Below are 19,206 nucleotides of genomic sequence, written 5' to 3'. Positions count from 1 at the left end.
GCCTAATGAGGAAAGAGCAGCGCGATCGCGATCGCCAGGGTCACGGCGCTGAATCCGGTGCTGGCGATGACCATGGACCCTGCCCTTGCGGAATCCAGCCGGTAGTTGACTGCGAATAAGATTCCAAAAAAGCCCGAGGGGATGGCGGCGAGCAGAATAGCCGTTTTCGCAGCATCTTGCGTGATCGGAATGACGCAAATGACCGCAACCGCCAACAGCGGGCGCCCGATGTCCGAGGCCACCGTTGCAGCGGTGATCTTCCAATCCAGCCGAAACGACTGCGCCGACAGAATGGCTCCTGTGAGGAACAGGGCGACGCCGGCGGCCGAACTTCCGATCAGCGCGAGGCTCGCATGCGCAAGCGCGTCGAGGCTCACATCCGACAACGAGAACAGGATGCCAAGCCCGGGCGCGAGCACCACCGGTTTGGTGATCGCACGCCGGATTGCCGTCAGGACCTGCAGCGTCGCCATTTGCTCGCCGCGAGCCTTGGCGGCGCCCATTTCCGCGATGATCAACGTTAGCGGACTGATGAGAATCGAGCCCGCCGCCAATGCAACGGCAACCGGGACAGTGCCGGCCGGCCCCACGACCGACGTCATGATCGGAAGGCCCACGCCGGCGAGATTTGGAAAGCCGATCGTCAACGCCTGTAACGATGCCTCCGACCGGGAGACCTTGGAGAACCCACGTGCGGCAAAATACCAGGCGATATAAAGCAGCAGCATCGTCACGCCCAGCACCAGGAAGAGCGGGATCTGCTCGACCATCTCGCGGCGCGACGCCGAGGCGGTCGCGGCGAACAGCGAGGCCGGCAACGCAAAATCCATCACGAGTGCGTTGAGGGCGTCGACATGAAGATTGTCGACGATATGAAATTTTCCGGCGGCATATCCCAGCAATAGAACGAAGAAGACCGGCACCAGCGCCATCAGGATCGCGTTAGACATCATGGAACCGGCCTTTCGTGGGCGTAGACGAAGAGCGTCATTGCGAGCAGGTCGGCCGATCCACCCGGGCTGAGACGGCGGGCGACGAAGCTTTCGTGGATCGATTGCGCCCGCGCACGCCAGCCGGGCGCGCGGACGCCGCCTGAAGCGATGAAGCTCCGCGCCTCGTCATGCGCGAAGCGGAGGCCGTCGAGCCCGCCGCGATGTAGAAGATTGGTGTCTTCGACGGATGCGATCAGGGCGAAGCACGCTTCAACCCGAGCGGCTTCCACATCCTGCGGCACGACAGACGTTGCTCTGCGCAGGGACGGCAAGCCGATCCGGTACACGCTGGGAAATCCCGTCGCGGCCTCGATGCGCGCACCGCCCGCGCGAAAGCGGCGGCGGGCCACGCTGCCGTGACTGTGCAGCAGCACTGGACCATCGAGTATGCTGTCGCCCCACAGGCGCGCCACGACATCGCCGAGCCGAAGCGCGGGATCGACCAACCCGCCGGCTCTCGCGCCGGCCGCCGCGCACAGCAAGCCGAGTCCGAAGATCGCGCCACGATGCGTGTTGACCCCCGCAGTCGCCGCCAGCATGGCGCGCTCCGCTTCAAGGCCGATGATGCGAAGCCGCCCCATGCCGCAGCCATGCGCGCCCGCATCGGCCAGGCGTTGCAGATAGGGTCTGATGGCCGCGGCGCTGCGACGAAACGTGGCCGCATCCATGTCGTCGTGACTGCCATTGTCGACATGGCTCACGAGCCCCGGCTTCGGCCAGGTTTCGAGCTCCTGGACGAGGCAATCGGCGGCGACAGCGCCGACCGCGGAGACATCGGGCCCGATCAGCGCCCGGCGCAGAACCGGCCGTTCCACGCCTCTTGCAGCCGTGGTGATCATGATCCCCTAGCTCTCGAAATGAATTGCTGCCTGCCGAGCAAGACCACCCGCTCGATGCTCTTGACCAGAAGCTCGCCCGCGCCGCCGTGGAATTCGCGCCAGTTGACCGCGGCGCCGTCGGCGCCCATCAGCTCGCCATCAAGCCGCATCGGCGCGCCGGTCTCGACCGCGGCGACTTCGGCAACGAAACGATCGATGTCGGTTTCACCTTGAAACTCGAACAGGACATCGAGGTCGGAACGACCGGTGACGTAGTCGAGCCCGGTCAACGACTGCCAGGCCAGGCTGCCGAAGACGCGCGCGTCCACCGCATGGCGAAGCGCCAGCCCGTCGAGCCGGTCGAGCGTCGGCCACCAGTTGCGCGGCGCGTAAGCCCGCGCCTGCCGCAACAATGGCGGCCTCGCGACCGAGGCGACGTGGTCGATATCAACCATAAGGCAGATCCGTTTCTTGCCGGCCGAGGGCGGCAAGGGCAGGCCCAGCGCGAGGCCGCCTGCCTCGCATGGCAAAGCGCGACGCCTGATCGTCGGCCATCGCATTTTGGGCCAGCGCGCGAGAAGGGAATCGGCTGCGAGATCGTCGCGCGCGTCCAGCATCGCGCGCCATCCCGCGGGCTGACGAAGACGAGGTCATGACGACCCGGTGGATGCTCACCGTGCTTGCAGGGCCAGGTCACGAACACGCTCCGCAATCTCGGCGGCCTTGAGCCGGCCGCCACGCTCCTTGCCGAGCGCATCCCGCCGGTCCTGCGCGGCCGGCATGTCGGCGAGCAACGCCTCCAGCTGGTCGGCGAGCGAACCGGCATTGCTCCATGTCATGTGAACGGCGCCCATCTGCGCAAGATTGGACAAGCCCGGCGCGAACACCGGCGTCGACTTCGCCTTCTCCTGCAGCGCGTCCATCGACAGCTTGGTGACCTTCGCCATCGACGGCAGGTCCATCACCGCGGGATCGGCCCCGGGCAATCCGACCAGCACGCGCGTTGCAAGGCCTGTCGCAAGCAGGGCACCCGCCGCCGAACGACCGTACAGGAGGCCGATGGTCGGGCGACCGTTCATGTCCGCATGGATCAGCACCTTCGCCAGATGCGCGAGAAATTCATTCGGCCCGAGCAGCTCGTCGCGCTTGCTCATGCGCTGGCTGTCGCTGTCGACCAGCACCAGGATCGGACCGGAATTCCGGCCGATCGACTCCAGGACATGGCCTGACAATCTGATCGCCTCGTCGACGCCCAGCGCAGTCCGGTCTGCAACGCCAAGCACGAGCATCCGGCCACCGGATCGCATCGTCGCCGAGCCGAGGATGACGCCCTTGTCGCGCCTCACCTCGTGGCCGTCGGGAAAGAGCGAGGCGATAATATCATCGAGCGTCACGGCTGGTCCTCCCGATCCGGTTGGCAAGGGCAATGAACTCATCGGCCGGCAGCTCGGGAACGGCTTGAGCATCCGCGATGCCTTCCACCGTCCAGATGTCGACGGCATCCGCGCAGGCACCGAAGCTGCGCAGCCGGCCGGCAAGCCGATCCTGTTCGGCCTTCAACCTGTCGAGACCGAAAGGTCCGACCAGGCCGAGCAGTTCCAGCGCGGCCTCGCGAAAATCCTGCACATTGTCGTCGGCGAATGCATCGGCGGCGCCGAGCAGACGGCGATGCTTGCCGCCCATGGTACGCCAGACCAAAGCGCGATCGCGGGAGTCGAATTCCTCAACGCCGCGATTGGTCTCGATGACTTCCGGGCCCGACACCGCGATGCGCCCCGGCTCGGAGACGGCGAGCGCGGAGCAACAGCCTGCGATCAGGCCGCCGCCGCCATAGCATCCGGACCTGCCGCCGATCAGACCGATGACCTTCACGCCGGCGCTACGCGCCTCCATCACGGCGCGCATGATCTCGGCGATGGCAAGCTCGCCGGCATTGGCTTCCTGCAACCGGACGCCGCCGGTATCGAACAGGATCAGCACAGGAAACGAGCCGATCTGGCGCGCGGCGCGGAGCAGCCCAGTCAGCTTGGCGCCGTGCACCTCGCCGAAGGCGCCGCCCATGAAACGGCCCTCTTGCGCGGCGACGAACACGGGCGAGCAATCGAGTCGGCCGTGACCGACGACGATGCCATCGTCGAACTGCTCGGGTAGATCGAAGATCTTCAGATGCAGGCTGACCTCGCGCTGCTCCGGCCCGATGAACTCGACGAAGCTGCCGGCATCGAGCAGCAGCTCCAGCCGCGTGCGGGCCGACGCCTCGTAGAAGCTGGTGCTGCGGGCCCGTTCGGCCGGGGCGATGTCCTTGAGTTGCGCGGTCATTGGTCGTTCTCCGCTATCAATCGCACCGCCTGCGCCAGCCGAAGTGAGACGGTATCGGGACGCGCGCCGCCGTCATTGATCGAGAACTTCAGCCCGCCGGGTGAATAGCGCTCGACGAAATCGCCGATCACGGCACTCCAGACCTCGCCGAAGCCGACCGCCGCGGTCTTGATCTCGATGGCGCATTCCGCGTCCGGCAGCACACGCTCCACCAGCACCTCGAGGTTGCCCGAGGCGACCACGCCGACAATCGCGCTTCGCCTGGCGCCGTCCGCGCGGGAGCGGACCGGATGTCGAAAGCTGAGATCTTCCATGGCGGGTCCTCACCAGTTCCTGAATTTCGACGGAGGTGCGTACAAACCGCCTGACCAGCGCACGAGATCCTTGATCGAGCGCGCCGCCAGCAGGCTGCGATCCGCATCGAGCGGATTGATGCCGAGATCCTCCGGCCGGCGGATCACGCCGCGCTCGCGCAAGCGCGAGACCATGCCGCGGTCCCGCCGACGGCCGACATCGGTATAGCCAGCAACGCCGCGAATGGCCTGCTCGCGCTCCTGCGCGGTGCGGCACAGCAACAGGTTCGCGACGCCCTCTTCGGTGACGATGTGCGTGACGTCGTCGCCGTAGATCATGACCGGCGCGAGATCGAGCTTCAGCTTCTCGGCGAGCTCGATCGCATCGAGCTCCTCGACGAACAGCGGCACGTTCTTGTCGCCGAACGTCTCGCCGATCTGCACGACCAGCTTGCGGCCACGGCGCATCAGTGCCGCGCCGTCCGGATCGGCCTCCGCTCCGGCCTTCAGCCAGGGCTCACTCGGATGACGCCGCCCACGGGCATCCGCCCCCATGTTCGGGGCGCCGCCGAAGCCTGCAATGCGCGAGGTGGTGACGGTCGACGAATTACCTTGTAGATCGATCTGCAGCGTGGAGCCGATGAACATGTCGCAGGCATAGAGCCCGGCGGTCTGACAGAAGGCGCGGTTGGAGCGCAACGAACCGTCGGAACCGGTGAAGTAGATGTCGGAGCGGGCGCGGATGTAATCGTCCATGCCGACCTCCGACCCGAACGAGTGGATCTGCCGCACCCAGCCGGACTCGATTGCGGGAATGAGCGCGGGATGCGGATTCAGCGCGAAGTGGGTCGCGATCCTGCCCTTCAGCCCCAGCCTCTCGCCGAACGTCGGCAGCAACAGCTCGATCGCGGCCGTGCTGAAGCCGATGCCGTGATTGAGCCGCTTCACACCATAAGGAGCATAGACTCCCTTGATCGCGAGCATCGCCGTCAGTATCTGGCCTTCCGTGATCGCAGCCGGATCGCGCGTGAACAGCGGCTCGACGAAGAACGGCTTGTCGGCCCTGACGATGAAGTGGACCCGGTCGGCCGGGATATCGACCCGCGGCACGGTCTCGACGATCTCGTTGACCTGGGCGATCACGACACCGTCCTTGAACGCCGTCGCCTCCACGACGGTGGGCGTGTCCTCGGTGTTCGGGCCGGTGTAGAGATTTCCGTCGCGGTCCGCGCTGACGGCTGCAATCAGCGCGACGTGCGGCGTGAGGTCAATGAAGTAGCGGGCGAACAGCTCGAGGTAGGTGTGAACCGCGCCCAGCTCGATCTTGCCGCCGAACAGCATGCGCGCAATGCGTGCCGATTGCGGCCCGGAATAGGCATAGTCCAGCCGCTTCGCAACGCCGCGGTCGAAGAGGTCCAGATGTTCGGGGAGAACGACACCCGACTGCACCATATGCAGATTGTTGACCTTGGAGAGATCGACCGCCAGCAGCGCGCGGCTCAAGAGATCCGCCTGCTTCTGGTTGTCGCCCTCCAGGCAAACCCGGTCGCCCGACCGGATCACGGCCTCCAGCAGGCGCGTCACGTCGTGCGCTTCGACGATCTTGCCGCGGGCAAGGCCAGCTCCCGCCGCAATGCGCGCATCGCGCGCGGCTCGATTGTTCTGCCAGCTCGTCATGACCGTCATTCCCTCAGACCGGCGCCGCACAGAAGCATCAGCGCTTCTTCGATTGCGTTCGTGAATTTTGGGACAGTCGGGACGGCGGGAGGGTTGTAACTCCCGCCGTCCTTCCTTCTGCCGGTCGTCCGTGCGTCAGGACCAGCGAAGGGTGATCAGCGCGTAACCGACGGCTGGATACTGCGCGCGGCGCGGGTGATGACCGCCGCCACTTCCTTCGGACGCGACTCGTACACCGAGTGGCTGGCGCCCGGGATCACGGTGGTCTGGCTCTTGGCGCGCTCGTAGTACCAACGCTCCAGATCCGGACTGATGATCTGGTCGTTGCCGGCGACGATGCCCCAGCTCGGCTTGGTCTTCCACGCCGCCGCTTTCAGCGGCGTGCTGAAGACCTGGGTCGCGGCCGGGACCTGCGAGCGCGCGACGAACTCGGCCCGCTCGCGCGGCAGATCCGGCGCGAACAATTTCGGGAATTGCACGGGATCGAGATAGGTGAACTTGTCGGGCGTCACCTTGATGACGCCTTCGGTCTTCCCGAGCACGCTCGGCGTCTTCTTGCCCAGCGCCGATTCGTCCTCTCCGACGTCAGGCGCATGTGCGGCGACGTAGACAAGACCAACGACGTTGGGATGAACGCCGGCCTCGGTGATGATCGAACCACCGTAGCTGTGACCGACGAGAAGCGTCGGGCCATCCTGCAGATCGAGAATGCGCTTGGCCGCAGTGACGTCGTCGGCGAACGAGGTCTCGGGCTCCTGCACCATGGTGACGCGGAAGCCTTCCCTGGTCAGGATCTCGTAGACCGGCTTCCAGCCGGACCCATCCACCCAGGCGCCGTGCACCAGCACGATGTTCTTTAGCGGTTCCGCGCGCGCCGGGGCGACGGTCGAGAATAGCGAAACGGCGGCGGCAAAGGCGAGGCCAGCGTTGAGGTGTTTCATGTCGGGATCACTCCGGGTTGGGCTGACGCGAGACTAGTTTCGAAGCTTGCTTGCGTATTTCCGCAAACAACTATCCTTGCCACTTCGCACGCCCGGAAACGTGAGCTGCGACGATCACTGTTCGACCATCCTCCGGACGCGGCCCGGCCGAGAGATGCATTTCCGAGGCTCACGTGATGCACGCTGACATTCATGACATGACATGACCTCTCGCAAGCGTGAACGGCCGGCGTTCGTACACGAAAGACGATCGATACGCGCTCTGTCATTCACGGCAACGTTCCTGACGTCACCCGAAATCCAAGCATAGGATCGAACAATGACATCCATCGCAAAGTACAGCGCCGCCCTCTTCGCACTGCTGTGCGCAACGATGCCGGCTCGTGCCGGAACCTGCACGGATGACATCGCGCACACCCAGGCCCAGCTCGATCTGGCCATAGAAAAGGACGCGGGCTCCCACGGCTGGCAGCCGGAGAGCCTCAGCGCGCTGCGCGGCCATCAACCCACGCCCCGCTCGCTCGCGGAAGCAGCAGGTGGCAACGGCGTCGATTTCACCGACGCGCTCGACTCGCTCGATCGCGCGCGCACCGCCAATCGCGGCGGCGACATCGCCGCGTGCGGCCGGGAGATCGCGCACGCGCGGGCCATTCTGAGATAGCGAAAGCACTTTCAGGGCCGACGACGAGGCGGCCCGCCAAAATGGTCGCGCGAGAGCGAATGCGGCGCACGAAGTGCCTCGTCGTCGTGCAGCCGAGCAGCAGGACGTGCGTTCTGGAAATACCCGCGCTCGCGCGGCTTCCTATTGTTCGATCGCAGTAGCCGGAGCTTTCATCCATGCGACAACAGCATTCAACATACAACGGTGTGATGCTTGCGACCGCCATACTGTGGCTGGTCCCGGCTGCGGCCATCGCGCAAACAACGGTGCCGGGCATGCAGCCGCCTACGGGCATGCTTGCGACGTCACCCCTCAACCCGCAATCCACGCGGCCGGTGGGCATCCCGCTGGGATCGACCGAAATCGCAACCCCCGGCATTTCCCCGATCAATCCTGTGCAAAGCACGATGGGCTGCGCCGGGTCCGGCAACGCCGCATCGACCGGAGCATTGTTCGACGGCGGCGGGTTGTCGGGCACCTCATCGACCAATTGCGCCGGCAGCACCGCAGCGGTCTCATCCCTGCCCTCGACGTCGACGGTCGGCCGCGTCGGAATTCCGCTGGGCGCGACTGAAATCGGCGGCGCCGGAATCAGTCCGTCCGTGCCGGTGGCCGGCCCCACGTCCTTGAACGGCACAACATCGATCGACGGCTCCGGCAATCCCCAAAATCAAGGAGGATCATCACCGTGAAACGGAACCTCACCGTTGCGCTTGTTACTCTCGTTGCGGTCATGGTCGGCGCCGGATTCTGGTTCTTCGGCACCGACCGCACGCCGGGCGTGGCAGCCGCACCCGTGGCCGCTGCCGTGCCGGTGGTCGCCGCCACGGTCACGGGCAAGGACGTTCCGATCTATCTGCGCGGCATCGGCACGGTGATCGCCTACAACACCGACGTCGTGCGCAGCCAGATCCAGGGGCAGATCGTCAAGATCGCCTTCACGGAAGGACAGACCGTCAAGGCCGGCGATCTCCTGGCCCAGATCGACCCGCGTCCTTACGAAGCGCAGATCGAGCAGCTCACGGCCAATCGCGACAGGGACCAGGCGCAACTCACGAACGCCGAGGCCAATCTCTCCCGCTACAATCAGCTCGGGGACAAGGGCTATGCGACCCCGCAACTGATCGAGACGCAGACGGCGCAGGTGGCGCAGCTCAAGGCCGCCGTGAAGGCGGACCAGGCCCAGATCGACGAGGCGAACGTCCAGCTCAGCTATACCCGCCTGTCGTCGGCCGTTCCCGGCATCACCGGCGTTCGCCAGATCGATGTCGGCAATGTCATTCATCCGACCGATGCCAACGGCCTCGTCGTCGTCACCCAGATCGAGCCGATCTCGCTGCTGTTCACCCTGCCGCAGGCAGACCTGCCCATAATTCAGGAGCACGCCGCAAAGGGCTCCCTGAAGGTCGTCGCCTACAGCCAGGACAACAAGACGAAGCTCGATGAAGGCACGCTGCTGCTGGTCAACAACGAAATCGCAGGAACGACCGGCACCGTCCAGCTCAAGGCCGTGTTCCCGAACCATGAGCACCGGCTGTGGCCGGGCCAGCTAGTGAATGCGCGCCTGCTGCTCGACATTCAGAAGGATGCGCTCACTGTCGCCGGCTCGGCCGTGCAGCAGGGCCCGAACGGCACCTATGTCTATGTCGTGACCGACGGCCAGACGGCCGCCTTGCGTCCCGTTCACGTCGTACAGATCCGCGATGGCCAGGCCCTGATCGACCAGGGGCTGAAATCAGGTGACGTTGTCGTGATCGACGGCCAGTACCGGCTCGCGGAAGGCAGTCGCGTTCGCGAGCTGCACGGCAAGGCGGCGCGCGAAGCCGACCTGCAAAGCGCCGTGCAGGACGCAATCCCATGAACCTCTCCGCGCCCTTCATCCTGCGGCCGATCGCAACCGCTCTGCTGATGGCGGGCTTGCTGCTGTGCGGCGTTGCGGCTTATCCCCTGCTGCCGGTCGGCGCGCTGCCGAACGTCAACTACCCGACCATCCAGATCTCGGCGCAACTACCCGGCGCTGATCCCGGCACGATCGCCTCGTCGCTGGCCACGCCGCTCGAACAGCAGCTCAGCCAGATCCCCGGCGTCACCCAGCTCACCTCGTCCAGTGCGCTCGGCGTGGCCCAGCTCACGGTGCAATTCGAGCTGTCGCGCACGGTGGACAGCGCGGCGGTGGACGTGCTGGCCGCGATCAACGCCGCGAGCCCGTTCCTGCCGCCAAACATCCCCTACCCGCCGACGATCCGGAAGGTGAATCCGGCGGAGACGCCGATCATGTTGATCGCGCTGACGTCGGACTCGCTGCCGCTGACCACGGTCGATGCCTATGCGGAAAATATCCTGCTTCCGAAGATATCGCAGGTGCCAGGCGTGGGCCTGGTCGGAATCGGCGGCCAGCAGAAACCCGCGATCCGTGTTCGCGTCAATCCGCAGGCGCTTGCCGCCCGCGGCATCGGCCTCGAAGACGTCCGCAACGTAATCGCCGGCGCCAACGTCGATCTGCCCAAGGGCACGCTCAACAGCCCGCGAGTAACCTATACGCTGAACACCAACGATCAGTTGCTCAAGCCATCTGCCTATGAAGACCTCATCATCGCTTATCGCAACGGTTCGCCGGTACGGATACGCGACATCGGCACGGCGATCGAGGGGCCGGAGAACGACCTCCTGGCCGGCTGGTACGGTAAGGACCCCGCCGTCATTCTGGCGGTCCAGCGCGTTCCCGGCGCCAACGTCATCGAGACCGTCGACCGCATCAAGAAGCTGCTGCCGCAACTGCAGGCCTCCGTTCCGCCCGCGATCAAGGTGACGATCGCCGCCGACCGGACCGCCACCATCCGCGCCGCAGTCTCCGACGTTCAATTCACGCTGATGCTGACGGTCGCGCTGGTGGTGATGGTCATATTCCTCTTCCTGCGGAATTTCTGGGCCACCATCATTCCGGCAATCACGGTTCCCCTGTCGCTGGTCGGCACGTTCGCGGTCCTGTACGTGCTCGGCTATAGCCTGGACAACCTCTCGCTGATGGCGCTCTCGATCGCGGTGGGCTTCGTGGTCGACGATGCAGTCGTCGTGATCGAGAACATCGTGCGCCATCTCGAGCAGGGCATGACGCCGATGGAGGCCGCGCTCAAGGGCTCCGGCGAGATCGGCTTCACGATCGTCTCCATCACCCTGTCGCTGATCGCGGTGTTCATCCCGCTGTTTCTGATGGGCGGTTACGTCGGAAAGCTATTCCAGGAATTCGCCATCACGATCACCGCCGCGCTGCTGCTGTCACTGGTCATCTCGCTCACACTGACGCCGATGATGTGCGCGCGGCTCCTGAAGCACGACCCGCAGAAGAAGCACGGCCGGCTCTATCTCGTCTTCGAACACAGTTTCGATGCACTGCTTTCGCTCTATGCGAGGGGCCTGCGAATCGTGCTGCGCCATCGCTTCGCGACGCTGCTCGTGATGCTCTCGACCGTTGCGTTGACCGGCTATCTGTACGTGATCATTCCAAAAGGCTTCTTCCCGCAACAGGACACCGGCCAGATCGTCGGCATCACCGAGGCCGCACAGGACATATCCTTCCCCGCCATGTCGGAGCGCCAGCAGGCGATCGTCGACATCCTCTCAAAGGATCCGGCGGTCCAGTCGGTGGCGAGTTATATCGGCCCGGGCGGCCCGACCGCAACGCTCAACCAGGGACGCATCTTCATCGTCCTGAAGCCGAAGCCCGAGCGCAAGGCCAGCGCCGATCGGGTGATCGAGCGGCTGGGGCCCCAGCTCGCCCACATCCAGGGCATAAGGCTTTACATGCAGGCCGCCCAGGACATCACCATCGGCGCACGGCTGTCGAAGACGCAGTATCAGTACACGCTGACAGATGCCGATTCGAACGAGCTCACCAACTGGTCGACGACCTTCCTGGCAAAACTCCGCGCGCTCGACCTCATCACCGACGTCGCGAGCGACCAGGCCAATGCCGGCCCGAGGCTGGAGGTCACCGTCAATCGCGAGGTCGCATCGAGCTTCGGTATCCTGCCCACGACGATCGACAATGCCCTCGACGACGCGTTCGGCCAGCGCATCGTCTCCACGATGTTTACCTCGCTGAACCAGTACCATGTCGTGATGGAAGTCGATCCGCGTTTCCAGTATGGCCCCGAGGCACTAAAGGACATCTACCTGAACTCGGCCACCGGCCAGCAGGTCCCCCTGAGCACGCTGGTTCACAGCGTCATCAAGCCCGCGCCGATCCTGATCAATCATCAGAGCCTGTTTCCCTCGGTGACGATCTCGTTCAACCTGAAGCCCGGCATCGCACTGGGCGATGCGGTGACGGCGATCCAGAATATCGAGAGGAGCACCGGCAAGCCCGCCTCGCTCTCGACCTCGTTCCAGGGCAACGCGCAGGCGTTCCAATCCTCCCTGTCGGGCACGCCGTTGCTGATCGGGGCCGCCCTAATCGTGATCTACATCATCCTCGGCGTACTCTATGAAAGCCTGATCCACCCGATCACGATCCTGTCGACGCTGCCCTCGGCCGGCATCGGCGCACTCCTGCTGCTGCTGGCAGTCCACATGGATCTCAGCGTCATCGCCATCATCGGCATCATCCTGCTGATCGGCATCGTCAAGAAGAACGGCATCATGCTGGTCGATTTCGCCCTCGAGGTGGAGCGCCAGCACGGATTCAGCCCCGAAGAGGCGATCTACCAGGCCTGCACGCTGCGCTTCCGCCCGATCCTGATGACGACGATGGCCGCGCTGCTGGGCGGCGTGCCGCTGATGATCGGCTCCGGCACCGGCGCGGAGCTGCGCCAGCCGCTCGGCTACACGATCGTCGGTGGCCTGATGCTGTCGCAGGTCCTGACGCTCTACACGACGCCCGTCGTCTATCTCTATCTCGACCGGCTCGGCAACCGGCTGACCGGGCGGAAGCCACGGGCGACCGAGACATCCGCTCCATCCACGAGCGAAGCAGATACGGGATTGCGCCGTGAATCCGCTTGAGCAGGTCACCGCCGGCATGATGCCGGCTCGATTTCGGATTCGTGCGTTTTGACAAAGCGTCGACGAAAACGCAGAAGACCGCTCTTCGGCGGGGCGGTAAACCGTTTGCATGACGCTCGAACGCCTGGATGGCTCTAACCCCGTACAGCCCCAGCGATGGTGGCGCCGTGTGCTGCCGATCCAGACAATACAGGATCGCATTCTCCTGTGGGCTTGGGGCAGCCTTGTTTTGACCCTGCTGTCCTTCGCCTGCTCACTGCTCGGAGACAATTTCACGGCGATCGCTTTCGCCGCTTTTCTGGCCGCTTCGCTGACGCTCGTCGGCGCGATCATGGACATCACGGCCCTGAGGAAGGCCCATGTCGAGCTGGAGCGGAGCGAGCAGCGCTACCGCCATTTGTTCAGCCGCATGCCGATCGCATTCCGGCAGCTCGATGCCAGCAGGCTGGTCGTGCTGTTCCGGAGATTGCGCGCCGAAGGCGTCAAGGATCTCGGCGCCTATTTCGACAGCCATCCCGAATTCCTCCGAACTTGCATGGACGCGCTCTCGTTTCAGGAGGCCAACGAACGGGCCATCCACATGTTCGGCGGCGGCGCCGGCGACTATGTCGGACGTTCCATGGCCGAGACCTGGAGGGATCGTCCCGATACATTCCGGCGCGCCATGGAATCCCGTTACCGCGGTGAGACGAATTTCGAGGAAGAGACCAGGATGGTCACGTGGGACGGCCGCGTCGTCGACGTTCTCTTCACAACGGCCCGGGTCGGCCCCATCAACGATCTCGAAGTCAGTCTGGTCGGCACCATCGACATCTCACAGCGTGTTCGCGCCCAGCAGAAACTCCAGCAAGTACAGGCTGAGTTCGCGCATGCCGCGCGAGTCTCGATGCTAGGTGAACTCACCGCGTCGATCGCCCACGAAGTCAACCAGCCCCTGGCCGCGATCGCCACCAACGGCGCAGCCGGGCTGCGATGGCTGAACAGGCCCACGCCCGATACCGTCGAGATCCGCAAGACAATCGAGAACATCGTTGTGGATACCCAGCGCGCCGCGAACATCGTGGCGCGCGTTCACGGGATGGCTTCGCGGAAAGCGCCCGAGCAGGCATTGCTATCGTTCGACGAGATCATTCGGGAAGTGCTTCTGTTCCTTCGACACGAGATGGAATCCCGCGGCGTGACGATCCTGCACCGGCCTGATCCGGGCACGCCGCAGGTGCTCGGTGACCGTACCCAACTCCAGCAGGTCATCGTCAATCTGGCCATCAACGCGGTGCAGGCGATGACGCAAGCGGGATATGACGATCGCAGGATCATCATCAGCACGGTCATACAGGACGCGGCCACGCTGTACTGCTCCCTGGAAGACAACGGTCCCGGCATCGCCGCCGAACATGTCGACCGGCTGTTTGAGAGCTTTTTCACGACCAAGGAGAGCGGAATGGGCATGGGATTGCCAATCTGCCGGTCGATCGTCGAAGCGCATGGCGGCCGGATCGGTGCCGAAGGCCATGGCGCGAATGGTGGCGCCCGCTTCTGGTTCACGCTGCCGATATCCGCTTCGCCTGCGGACTCGCCCCGCTGCGACCGCCGGGCCGATACGTGATCGCGACGTTTCCAGCCCGGCCGCTATTCCCCGGACACGGCCGAACGCACGAGGCGGATCGGGACGCCCTTATATGACGGCGTGAAGCTGAGAGGATCGCGGGCATAGAGCGGGACCAACGGATTGGTCTCCGGATAGTACGCGGCGCAGCAGCCGGTCGGGAAGGAATAGGCTACGACGCGGAAATTGCGGACGATCCGCTCGGCGCCATCTGTCGAAGCGGTTACCAGGTCAACGCGGTCGCCGTCGGCAAGCCCGCGCTTCCTCAGCTCGTACTCGTTGAGGAAGATCACGTCGCGCTGGCCGAACACGCCACGATAGCGGTCGGACATCGAGTAAAGCGTGGTGTTATACTGGTCGTGACTGCGTACGGTGGTGAGCCAGAGGAAATCGGGATCGCTCTGCGGCGGGTCCTCGCCGCACCCCGGAAAGACCAGGAAATTCGCCTTGCCCGACGGCGTCGCCCAAATGCGCTCGCGTGCAGTCGAGGTGAGATGGAAACCGCCGGGGACGCGGATGCGGGCATTGTAGCCCTGGAAGATCGGAAACACAGCCTCGATCGCATCACGGATGCGGTCATAATCGGCAACGAAGCCGTCCCAGTCCACCACCGTGCGCTCGCCCAGCGTCGCCTTGGCGACGCCGGCGACGATCGCGACTTCGCTGAGCAGATGCTCCGACGCCGGCTTGTTGCGACCACCGGACGCGTGCACCATCGACATCGAATCCTCCACCGTGACCGACTGCGGCCCCGATTCCTGCACATCGATCTCGGTGCGCCCAAGGCACGGAAGGATCAGGGCGGCGCGGCCGTGGATCAGGTGACTGCGGTTGAGCTTGGTCGAGACGTGGACGGTCAGATCGAGGTTGCCAAGCGCCGCCTGGGTCGCCTGCCAGTCCGGAATAGCCGCGGCGAAATTACCGCCCATCGCGAAGAAGGCCCTCACCTCGCCGCGGATCATGGCCTCCAGCGCGGCCACCACGTTGTGACCCGGCGCGACCGGAGGCTTGAAGCCGAAGCGTTGCTCCAGGCGCTCGAGGAAATCTGCCTTGGGAACCTCCGTGATTCCCACGGTCCGATCGCCCTGCACGTTGGAATGACCGCGAACCGGGCAGACACCGGCGCCCTCGCGCCCGACATTGCCACGCAACAGTGCGAGATTCGCGATCTGCTGGACGTTGTTCGCTCCGCGCCAGTGCTGCGTGATGCCCATCCCGTATACGAGGATGGCGCGCTCGGCCCCCATATAGGCGCCGGCCGCATATTCCATGTCTTCGCGGGTCAGACCGGACTGACGTTCGATGTCGGGCCATTGCGTGCGCTTGAGATCGTCGGTCAGCGCCTCCACGCCAACAGTGTGACCGCGAATGAAATCCCAGTCCAGGATCTCGGGCTGCTCGGCCGCACGAGCGGCCTCGTCGGCTTCCACCAGAATCTTCATGATTCCCTTGAGCACGGCGACGTCGCCGCCGACCCGCACCTGGAGCAGTTTTGAGCTGATCGTCGTCGACGACAGCGTGATCATCTCGACCGGGCTCTGCGGTGCCTGGAAACGTTCCAGCGCCCGCTCACGGAACGGGTTGAACGAGACTATGGAGGCGCCGCGGCGTCCCGCATTGCGCAGGCTGGTCATCATCCGCGGGCTGTTGGTGCCCGGATTCTGGCCGAAGATGAAGATGCAGTCAGCCTTGTCGAAATCCTCCAGCAGCACGGTGCCTTTGCCGACGCCGAGCGAGTACGGCAGGCCGACGCTGGTCGCCTCGTGGCACATGTTCGAGCAGTCGGGGAAGTTGTTGGTACCGTATTCGCGCACGAAAAGCTGATAGAGGAAGGCGGCTTCGTTCGAGGTCCGCCCGGACGTGTAGAACTCCGCCATGTTCGGATCCGGCAAGGCCCGAAGCTCGCGACCGATCATGTCGAATGCATCGCTCCACTCCACCGGGAGATAACGGTCGGATGCGGCGTCGTAAGCCACCGGATGGGTGAGCCGCCCGACCATTTCGAGATCGTAATCGTTCCAGCTCGCGAGCTCCGTGACGGTATGCTCGGCGAAGAATTCCGGCGTGCAGCGCTTCGATGTCGTCTCCCAGGCGATCGCCTTGCCGCCGTTCTCACAAAATTCGAAAGACGAGGTGTGCTTCGGATCGGGCCAGGCACAGCCGGGGCAATCAAAGCCCTCCGGCTGATTCATCCGGCTCAGCGTCGCTGCGCCCTTCAGCGGCGCCCGCTGCACCAGAAGCGCCTCGCTGAGCGCCTTGAGTGCGCCCCAGCCGCCGGCAGGTTCACGATAGGGCCGAACCGATTTCGTGGTCATCTCGATATCTCTCGATATGGCAATTCTCCGGTTCAGTTAAGGATCGCGCGGGCAGAGCCGTCTTTTCAAAACGAAGCCGAATTTCGCAATTGCACACGTTCGGTCCCGGGCGGCCGGCCGCAGCAGCCATGCATTCCGGCAAAAAGAGCACCGTTCGCGGAAGCAGAAACGGCAACCGGAAACTAGATTTGTCGGCCAGAGCCCCGTCGCTACGGAGGGCTTTCGACATTTTTCAGGAGCGACCCAACATGTTCTCACGACGTGATTTGCTGGCCATGTCCGCGGCAGGCGCCGCCATGGTCGGTTCCAGCGCGCAGGCCGCAACCTTCGGCAATCCGGACGAGCCGCCGCAAGGGGCCGTGAATGCCAAAAGCCCGGGAAGCCTGACCGATCCCGGTCCGCAAAATCCTGAATTGGCCAAGCAATTCCCCTCCGCGCAAACCCCGCCGCCGACCGATGTTGGCGGCCTGCCGATGGATTGGGCCTCGTTCAACAATGCGCCGAGGCGCATCCAGAATGGCGGCTGGGCACGGCAGGTCACCGTCGAGGATTTCGCCATCTCGAAGGAGATCTCCGGCGTCAACATGCGGCTGTCCGCCGGCGGCATCCGCGAGCTGCATTGGCATCAGGCGGCCGAATGGGCGATCATGACCTACGGCAGCTGCCGCATCACCGTGCTCGACACGCAAGGACGCCCCTATGTCGGCGACCTCAAAGCCGGCGACCTCTGGTATTTCCCACCGGGCGCGCCGCATTCGCTGCAGGGCCTGGGGCCCGACGGCTGCGAATTCGTAATCTGTTTCGACGACGGCCACGCCAATGAGTTCAACACGCTGCTCGTGACGGACTGGCTCGCCCATACGCCGCCCGAAGTGTTGGCGAAGAATTTCGGCGTCCCGGCTGACGCGTTCGCGAAGATCCCGCTGCACAATCGCTGGATCTTCCAGGGCACGGTGCCCGGCGATCTCGCCGCCGATCGTGCCGCAATCGCCAAGCATGCCGAAGCACCGCCCTATCCGTTCATCCATTCGCTTGGCAGTTCGGCGCCGGTAAAGGAGAGTCCCGCCGGCAGCATCCGCGTCGCCGACAGCAGCAACTTCAAGGTGGCCACCACCGTCGCCGCGGCGTTGGTGACGATGCCACCGGGAGCAGTCCGGGAGATGCACTGGCATCCGAACGCCGACGAGTGGCAGTACTATATCAAGGGCAAGGCGCGGATGACGGTGTTCAACACCGGCCCCAACGCGCTGACGACGGATTTCTCGGCCGGCGACATCGGCTATGTCCGGCGCAATCTCGGCCATTATGTCGAGAATGTCGGCGACACCGAATTGCAGTTCGTCGGCGTGTTCCGTGCGCCCCGCTACGAGGAGGTGTCCCTTTCCAACTGGCTGACGCACACGCCCGCCAGGCTGGTCGCCCAGCATTTCAACATCGACCAGAAGCTGGTCGCCCAATGGCCGGACAACAGCCCCGGCGTCATGCCCAAATCCTGAACCAGACCTCTGACAAAGGGGCCTGAACGAGAAAGGCGCCAAAGCCGGCGCCTTTCTTTTCGTCCATGGCGGCCCGCTGCAACTTCGAGCGTGCAGCCGTCAGTAGTGATCGACCGCAGGCGCCGCCTTGCCGCGGAAGACGCGATATCCGACGGCGACATAGAGCAGCATCAGCGGAAATACGAACAGGCCGGCGCCCCAGAACATGAAGGCGAGACTTGCATGAGGCGCCGCGGCCTCGTCAATCGTGACAACGAACGGAATCATGTAGGGCCAGAACGACAGAGCGAGCGTGGCGAAAGCCGCCACGTAGATCAGCGCGACCATATGGAACGGCCAATAATCGTCATGGACGAGGATGCTCTTGGCCAGCATCGCGGCCGCGCCGGCGCCGATCGCGGGAAACACGAGCAGATAGGGCCGGTCGGTCCAGCGCTGCAGAATCGGAAGATGTTCGGCAAGCGCATAAGCAAAGACAACGACCAGGAACACCAGGACGCCGATCGCCAGCGGCGGGATCTGGCGCCGTGCGGCATCCCGAACGGGGCCATCGCTCTTTCTCACCAGCCAGCAGGCGCCGAGCAGCGAATAGCCGAAGCAGAGCCCGATCCCGCACAGGGCGGAAAAGGCGGTCAGCCAGCCGAACGTTCCGCCGGTATAATCGCCGTTGGAGAACTGAAGTCCTTCGACGAGAGCACCGACCATCGCGCCCTGCATGAAGCTGGCCGCAAACGAGCCCGCGACGAAGCTGACGTCCCAGACCCAGCGCGACCGGAGCGCCTTGCCGCGAAACTCGAAGGCCACGCCGCGCAGGATCAATCCGAGCAGCATTACGACGACAGGGATATAGAAGGCCGACATCACCATGGCGTAGACCACGGGGAACGAGCCCCACATGATCACGCCCGTGACGATCAGCCAGGTTTCGTTGCCGTCCCAGACCGGAGCGACCGTGCTCAGCGTGGCATCCCGCTTCGCCTCGCTGCCGGCTACGCCGAACAGCATGCCGACGCCGAGATCGAACCCGTCGAGGAGGAGATAGATCAGAATGCTGATGGCAAGAAGGGCAACCCAGTACATCACCATG

The 19,206-nt window shown here is 64.4% G+C and carries 15 protein-coding genes and 1 pseudogene; 6 read left to right on the top strand and 10 right to left on the bottom strand.

The window, feature by feature from the left end; translation table 11 throughout:
* Nucleotides 1-2 precede the first annotated feature (2 nt).
* The 8 genes and pseudogenes from IVB27_RS23655 to IVB27_RS23620 form a co-directional block, all read right to left on the bottom strand.
* Nucleotides 3-953, bottom strand: a complete 951-nt coding sequence (locus tag IVB27_RS23655) for an AEC family transporter (protein ID WP_247445615.1) — start codon at nt 951-953, stop codon at nt 3-5.
* A complete protein-coding gene (mdcB, locus tag IVB27_RS23650) occupies nt 950-1,831 on the bottom strand; it encodes a triphosphoribosyl-dephospho-CoA synthase MdcB (RefSeq protein ID WP_247445614.1) in 882 nt (293 codons plus the stop codon). The genes IVB27_RS23655 and mdcB overlap by 4 nt, the downstream gene beginning before the upstream one ends.
* A pseudogene (mdcG, locus tag IVB27_RS23645) lies at nt 1,828-2,507 on the bottom strand (malonate decarboxylase holo-[acyl-carrier-protein] synthase). Before mdcG ends, mdcB begins: the two are co-directional and overlap by 4 nt.
* On the bottom strand, nt 2,482-3,204 hold the full coding sequence (mdcE, locus tag IVB27_RS23640) for a biotin-independent malonate decarboxylase subunit gamma (RefSeq protein ID WP_247445613.1): 723 nt from the start codon (nt 3,202-3,204) through the stop codon (nt 2,482-2,484). The pseudogene mdcG and the gene mdcE overlap by 26 nt, the downstream one beginning before the upstream one ends.
* Complete coding sequence (locus IVB27_RS23635) at nt 3,191-4,129, bottom strand: biotin-independent malonate decarboxylase subunit beta (RefSeq protein ID WP_247445612.1); 939 nt, start codon at nt 4,127-4,129, stop codon at nt 3,191-3,193. The genes mdcE and IVB27_RS23635 overlap by 14 nt, the downstream gene beginning before the upstream one ends.
* Nucleotides 4,126-4,443, bottom strand: a complete 318-nt coding sequence (gene mdcC, locus IVB27_RS23630) for a malonate decarboxylase acyl carrier protein (RefSeq protein ID WP_247445611.1) — start codon at nt 4,441-4,443, stop codon at nt 4,126-4,128. The genes IVB27_RS23635 and mdcC overlap by 4 nt, the downstream gene beginning before the upstream one ends.
* Before the next feature lie 9 nt (nt 4,444-4,452).
* A complete protein-coding gene (mdcA, locus tag IVB27_RS23625) occupies nt 4,453-6,099 on the bottom strand; it encodes a malonate decarboxylase subunit alpha (protein WP_247445610.1) in 1,647 nt (548 codons plus the stop codon).
* A 155-nt stretch (nt 6,100-6,254) separates the two neighbouring features.
* On the bottom strand, nt 6,255-7,040 hold the full coding sequence (locus IVB27_RS23620) for an alpha/beta hydrolase (RefSeq protein ID WP_247445609.1): 786 nt from the start codon (nt 7,038-7,040) through the stop codon (nt 6,255-6,257).
* A gap of 319 nt (nt 7,041-7,359) precedes the next feature.
* On the opposite strand from IVB27_RS23620, the gene IVB27_RS23615 reads away from it, so the two are divergent.
* From IVB27_RS23615 to IVB27_RS23595, 5 genes are all read left to right on the top strand, one after another.
* Nucleotides 7,360-7,701: a hypothetical protein gene (locus IVB27_RS23615; RefSeq protein WP_247445608.1), complete on the top strand. Its 342-nt coding sequence runs from the start codon at nt 7,360-7,362 to the stop codon at nt 7,699-7,701.
* A 176-nt stretch (nt 7,702-7,877) separates the two neighbouring features.
* Complete coding sequence (locus IVB27_RS23610) at nt 7,878-8,393, top strand: hypothetical protein (RefSeq protein ID WP_247445607.1); 516 nt, start codon at nt 7,878-7,880, stop codon at nt 8,391-8,393.
* Entirely contained in the window at nt 8,390-9,562 is a 1,173-nt protein-coding gene (locus tag IVB27_RS23605; protein ID WP_247445606.1) for an efflux RND transporter periplasmic adaptor subunit, read from the top strand. Before IVB27_RS23610 ends, IVB27_RS23605 begins: the two co-directional genes overlap by 4 nt.
* Nucleotides 9,559-12,702: an efflux RND transporter permease subunit gene (locus IVB27_RS23600; protein WP_247445605.1), complete on the top strand. Its 3,144-nt coding sequence runs from the start codon at nt 9,559-9,561 to the stop codon at nt 12,700-12,702. The genes IVB27_RS23605 and IVB27_RS23600 overlap by 4 nt, the downstream gene beginning before the upstream one ends.
* Nucleotides 12,703-12,811: 109 nt before the next feature.
* Complete coding sequence (locus tag IVB27_RS23595) at nt 12,812-14,308, top strand: sensor histidine kinase (RefSeq protein WP_247445604.1); 1,497 nt, start codon at nt 12,812-12,814, stop codon at nt 14,306-14,308.
* A gap of 23 nt (nt 14,309-14,331) precedes the next feature.
* Here the strand turns inward: IVB27_RS23595 and IVB27_RS23590 are convergent, their stop codons facing one another.
* On the bottom strand, nt 14,332-16,623 hold the full coding sequence (locus tag IVB27_RS23590) for an FdhF/YdeP family oxidoreductase (protein WP_247445603.1): 2,292 nt from the start codon (nt 16,621-16,623) through the stop codon (nt 14,332-14,334).
* A gap of 248 nt (nt 16,624-16,871) precedes the next feature.
* Here IVB27_RS23590 and IVB27_RS23585 point away from each other — a divergent pair, with 248 nt between their 5' ends.
* Complete coding sequence (locus IVB27_RS23585; RefSeq protein ID WP_247445602.1) at nt 16,872-18,119, top strand: oxalate decarboxylase family bicupin; 1,248 nt, start codon at nt 16,872-16,874, stop codon at nt 18,117-18,119.
* A gap of 99 nt (nt 18,120-18,218) precedes the next feature.
* Here IVB27_RS23585 and cydB read toward each other — a convergent pair whose 3' ends face one another.
* Nucleotides 18,219-19,205: a cytochrome d ubiquinol oxidase subunit II gene (gene cydB, locus IVB27_RS23580; RefSeq protein ID WP_247445601.1), complete on the bottom strand. Its 987-nt coding sequence runs from the start codon at nt 19,203-19,205 to the stop codon at nt 18,219-18,221.
* Nucleotide 19,206 lies beyond the last annotated feature (1 nt).

It is taken from the genome of Bradyrhizobium sp. 197, from assembly GCF_023073375.1.
Lineage (GTDB): Bacteria > Pseudomonadota > Alphaproteobacteria > Rhizobiales > Xanthobacteraceae > Bradyrhizobium.
Note: the sequence above shows the minus strand (reverse complement) of the source record. Positions and strands in the feature narration are given on the sequence as shown.

Coding starts and splice junctions, on each gene's coding strand:
- IVB27_RS23655 (WP_247445615.1), bottom strand. CDS start 953: ATGATGTCTAACGCGATCCTGATGGCGCTGGTGCCGGTCTTCTTCGTT.
- mdcB (WP_247445614.1), bottom strand. CDS start 1,831: ATGATCACCACGGCTGCAAGAGGCGTGGAACGGCCGGTTCTGCGCCGG.
- IVB27_RS23635 (WP_247445612.1), bottom strand. CDS start 4,129: ATGACCGCGCAACTCAAGGACATCGCCCCGGCCGAACGGGCCCGCAGC.
- mdcC (WP_247445611.1), bottom strand. CDS start 4,443: ATGGAAGATCTCAGCTTTCGACATCCGGTCCGCTCCCGCGCGGACGGC.
- mdcA (WP_247445610.1), bottom strand. CDS start 6,099: ATGACGAGCTGGCAGAACAATCGAGCCGCGCGCGATGCGCGCATTGCG.
- IVB27_RS23620 (WP_247445609.1), bottom strand. CDS start 7,040: ATGAAACACCTCAACGCTGGCCTCGCCTTTGCCGCCGCCGTTTCGCTA.
- IVB27_RS23615 (WP_247445608.1), top strand. CDS start 7,360: ATGACATCCATCGCAAAGTACAGCGCCGCCCTCTTCGCACTGCTGTGC.
- IVB27_RS23610 (WP_247445607.1), top strand. CDS start 7,878: ATGCGACAACAGCATTCAACATACAACGGTGTGATGCTTGCGACCGCC.
- IVB27_RS23600 (WP_247445605.1), top strand. CDS start 9,559: ATGAACCTCTCCGCGCCCTTCATCCTGCGGCCGATCGCAACCGCTCTG.
- IVB27_RS23595 (WP_247445604.1), top strand. CDS start 12,812: ATGACGCTCGAACGCCTGGATGGCTCTAACCCCGTACAGCCCCAGCGA.
- IVB27_RS23590 (WP_247445603.1), bottom strand. CDS start 16,623: ATGACCACGAAATCGGTTCGGCCCTATCGTGAACCTGCCGGCGGCTGG.
- IVB27_RS23585 (WP_247445602.1), top strand. CDS start 16,872: ATGTTCTCACGACGTGATTTGCTGGCCATGTCCGCGGCAGGCGCCGCC.
- cydB (WP_247445601.1), bottom strand. CDS start 19,205: ATGGTGATGTACTGGGTTGCCCTTCTTGCCATCAGCATTCTGATCTAT.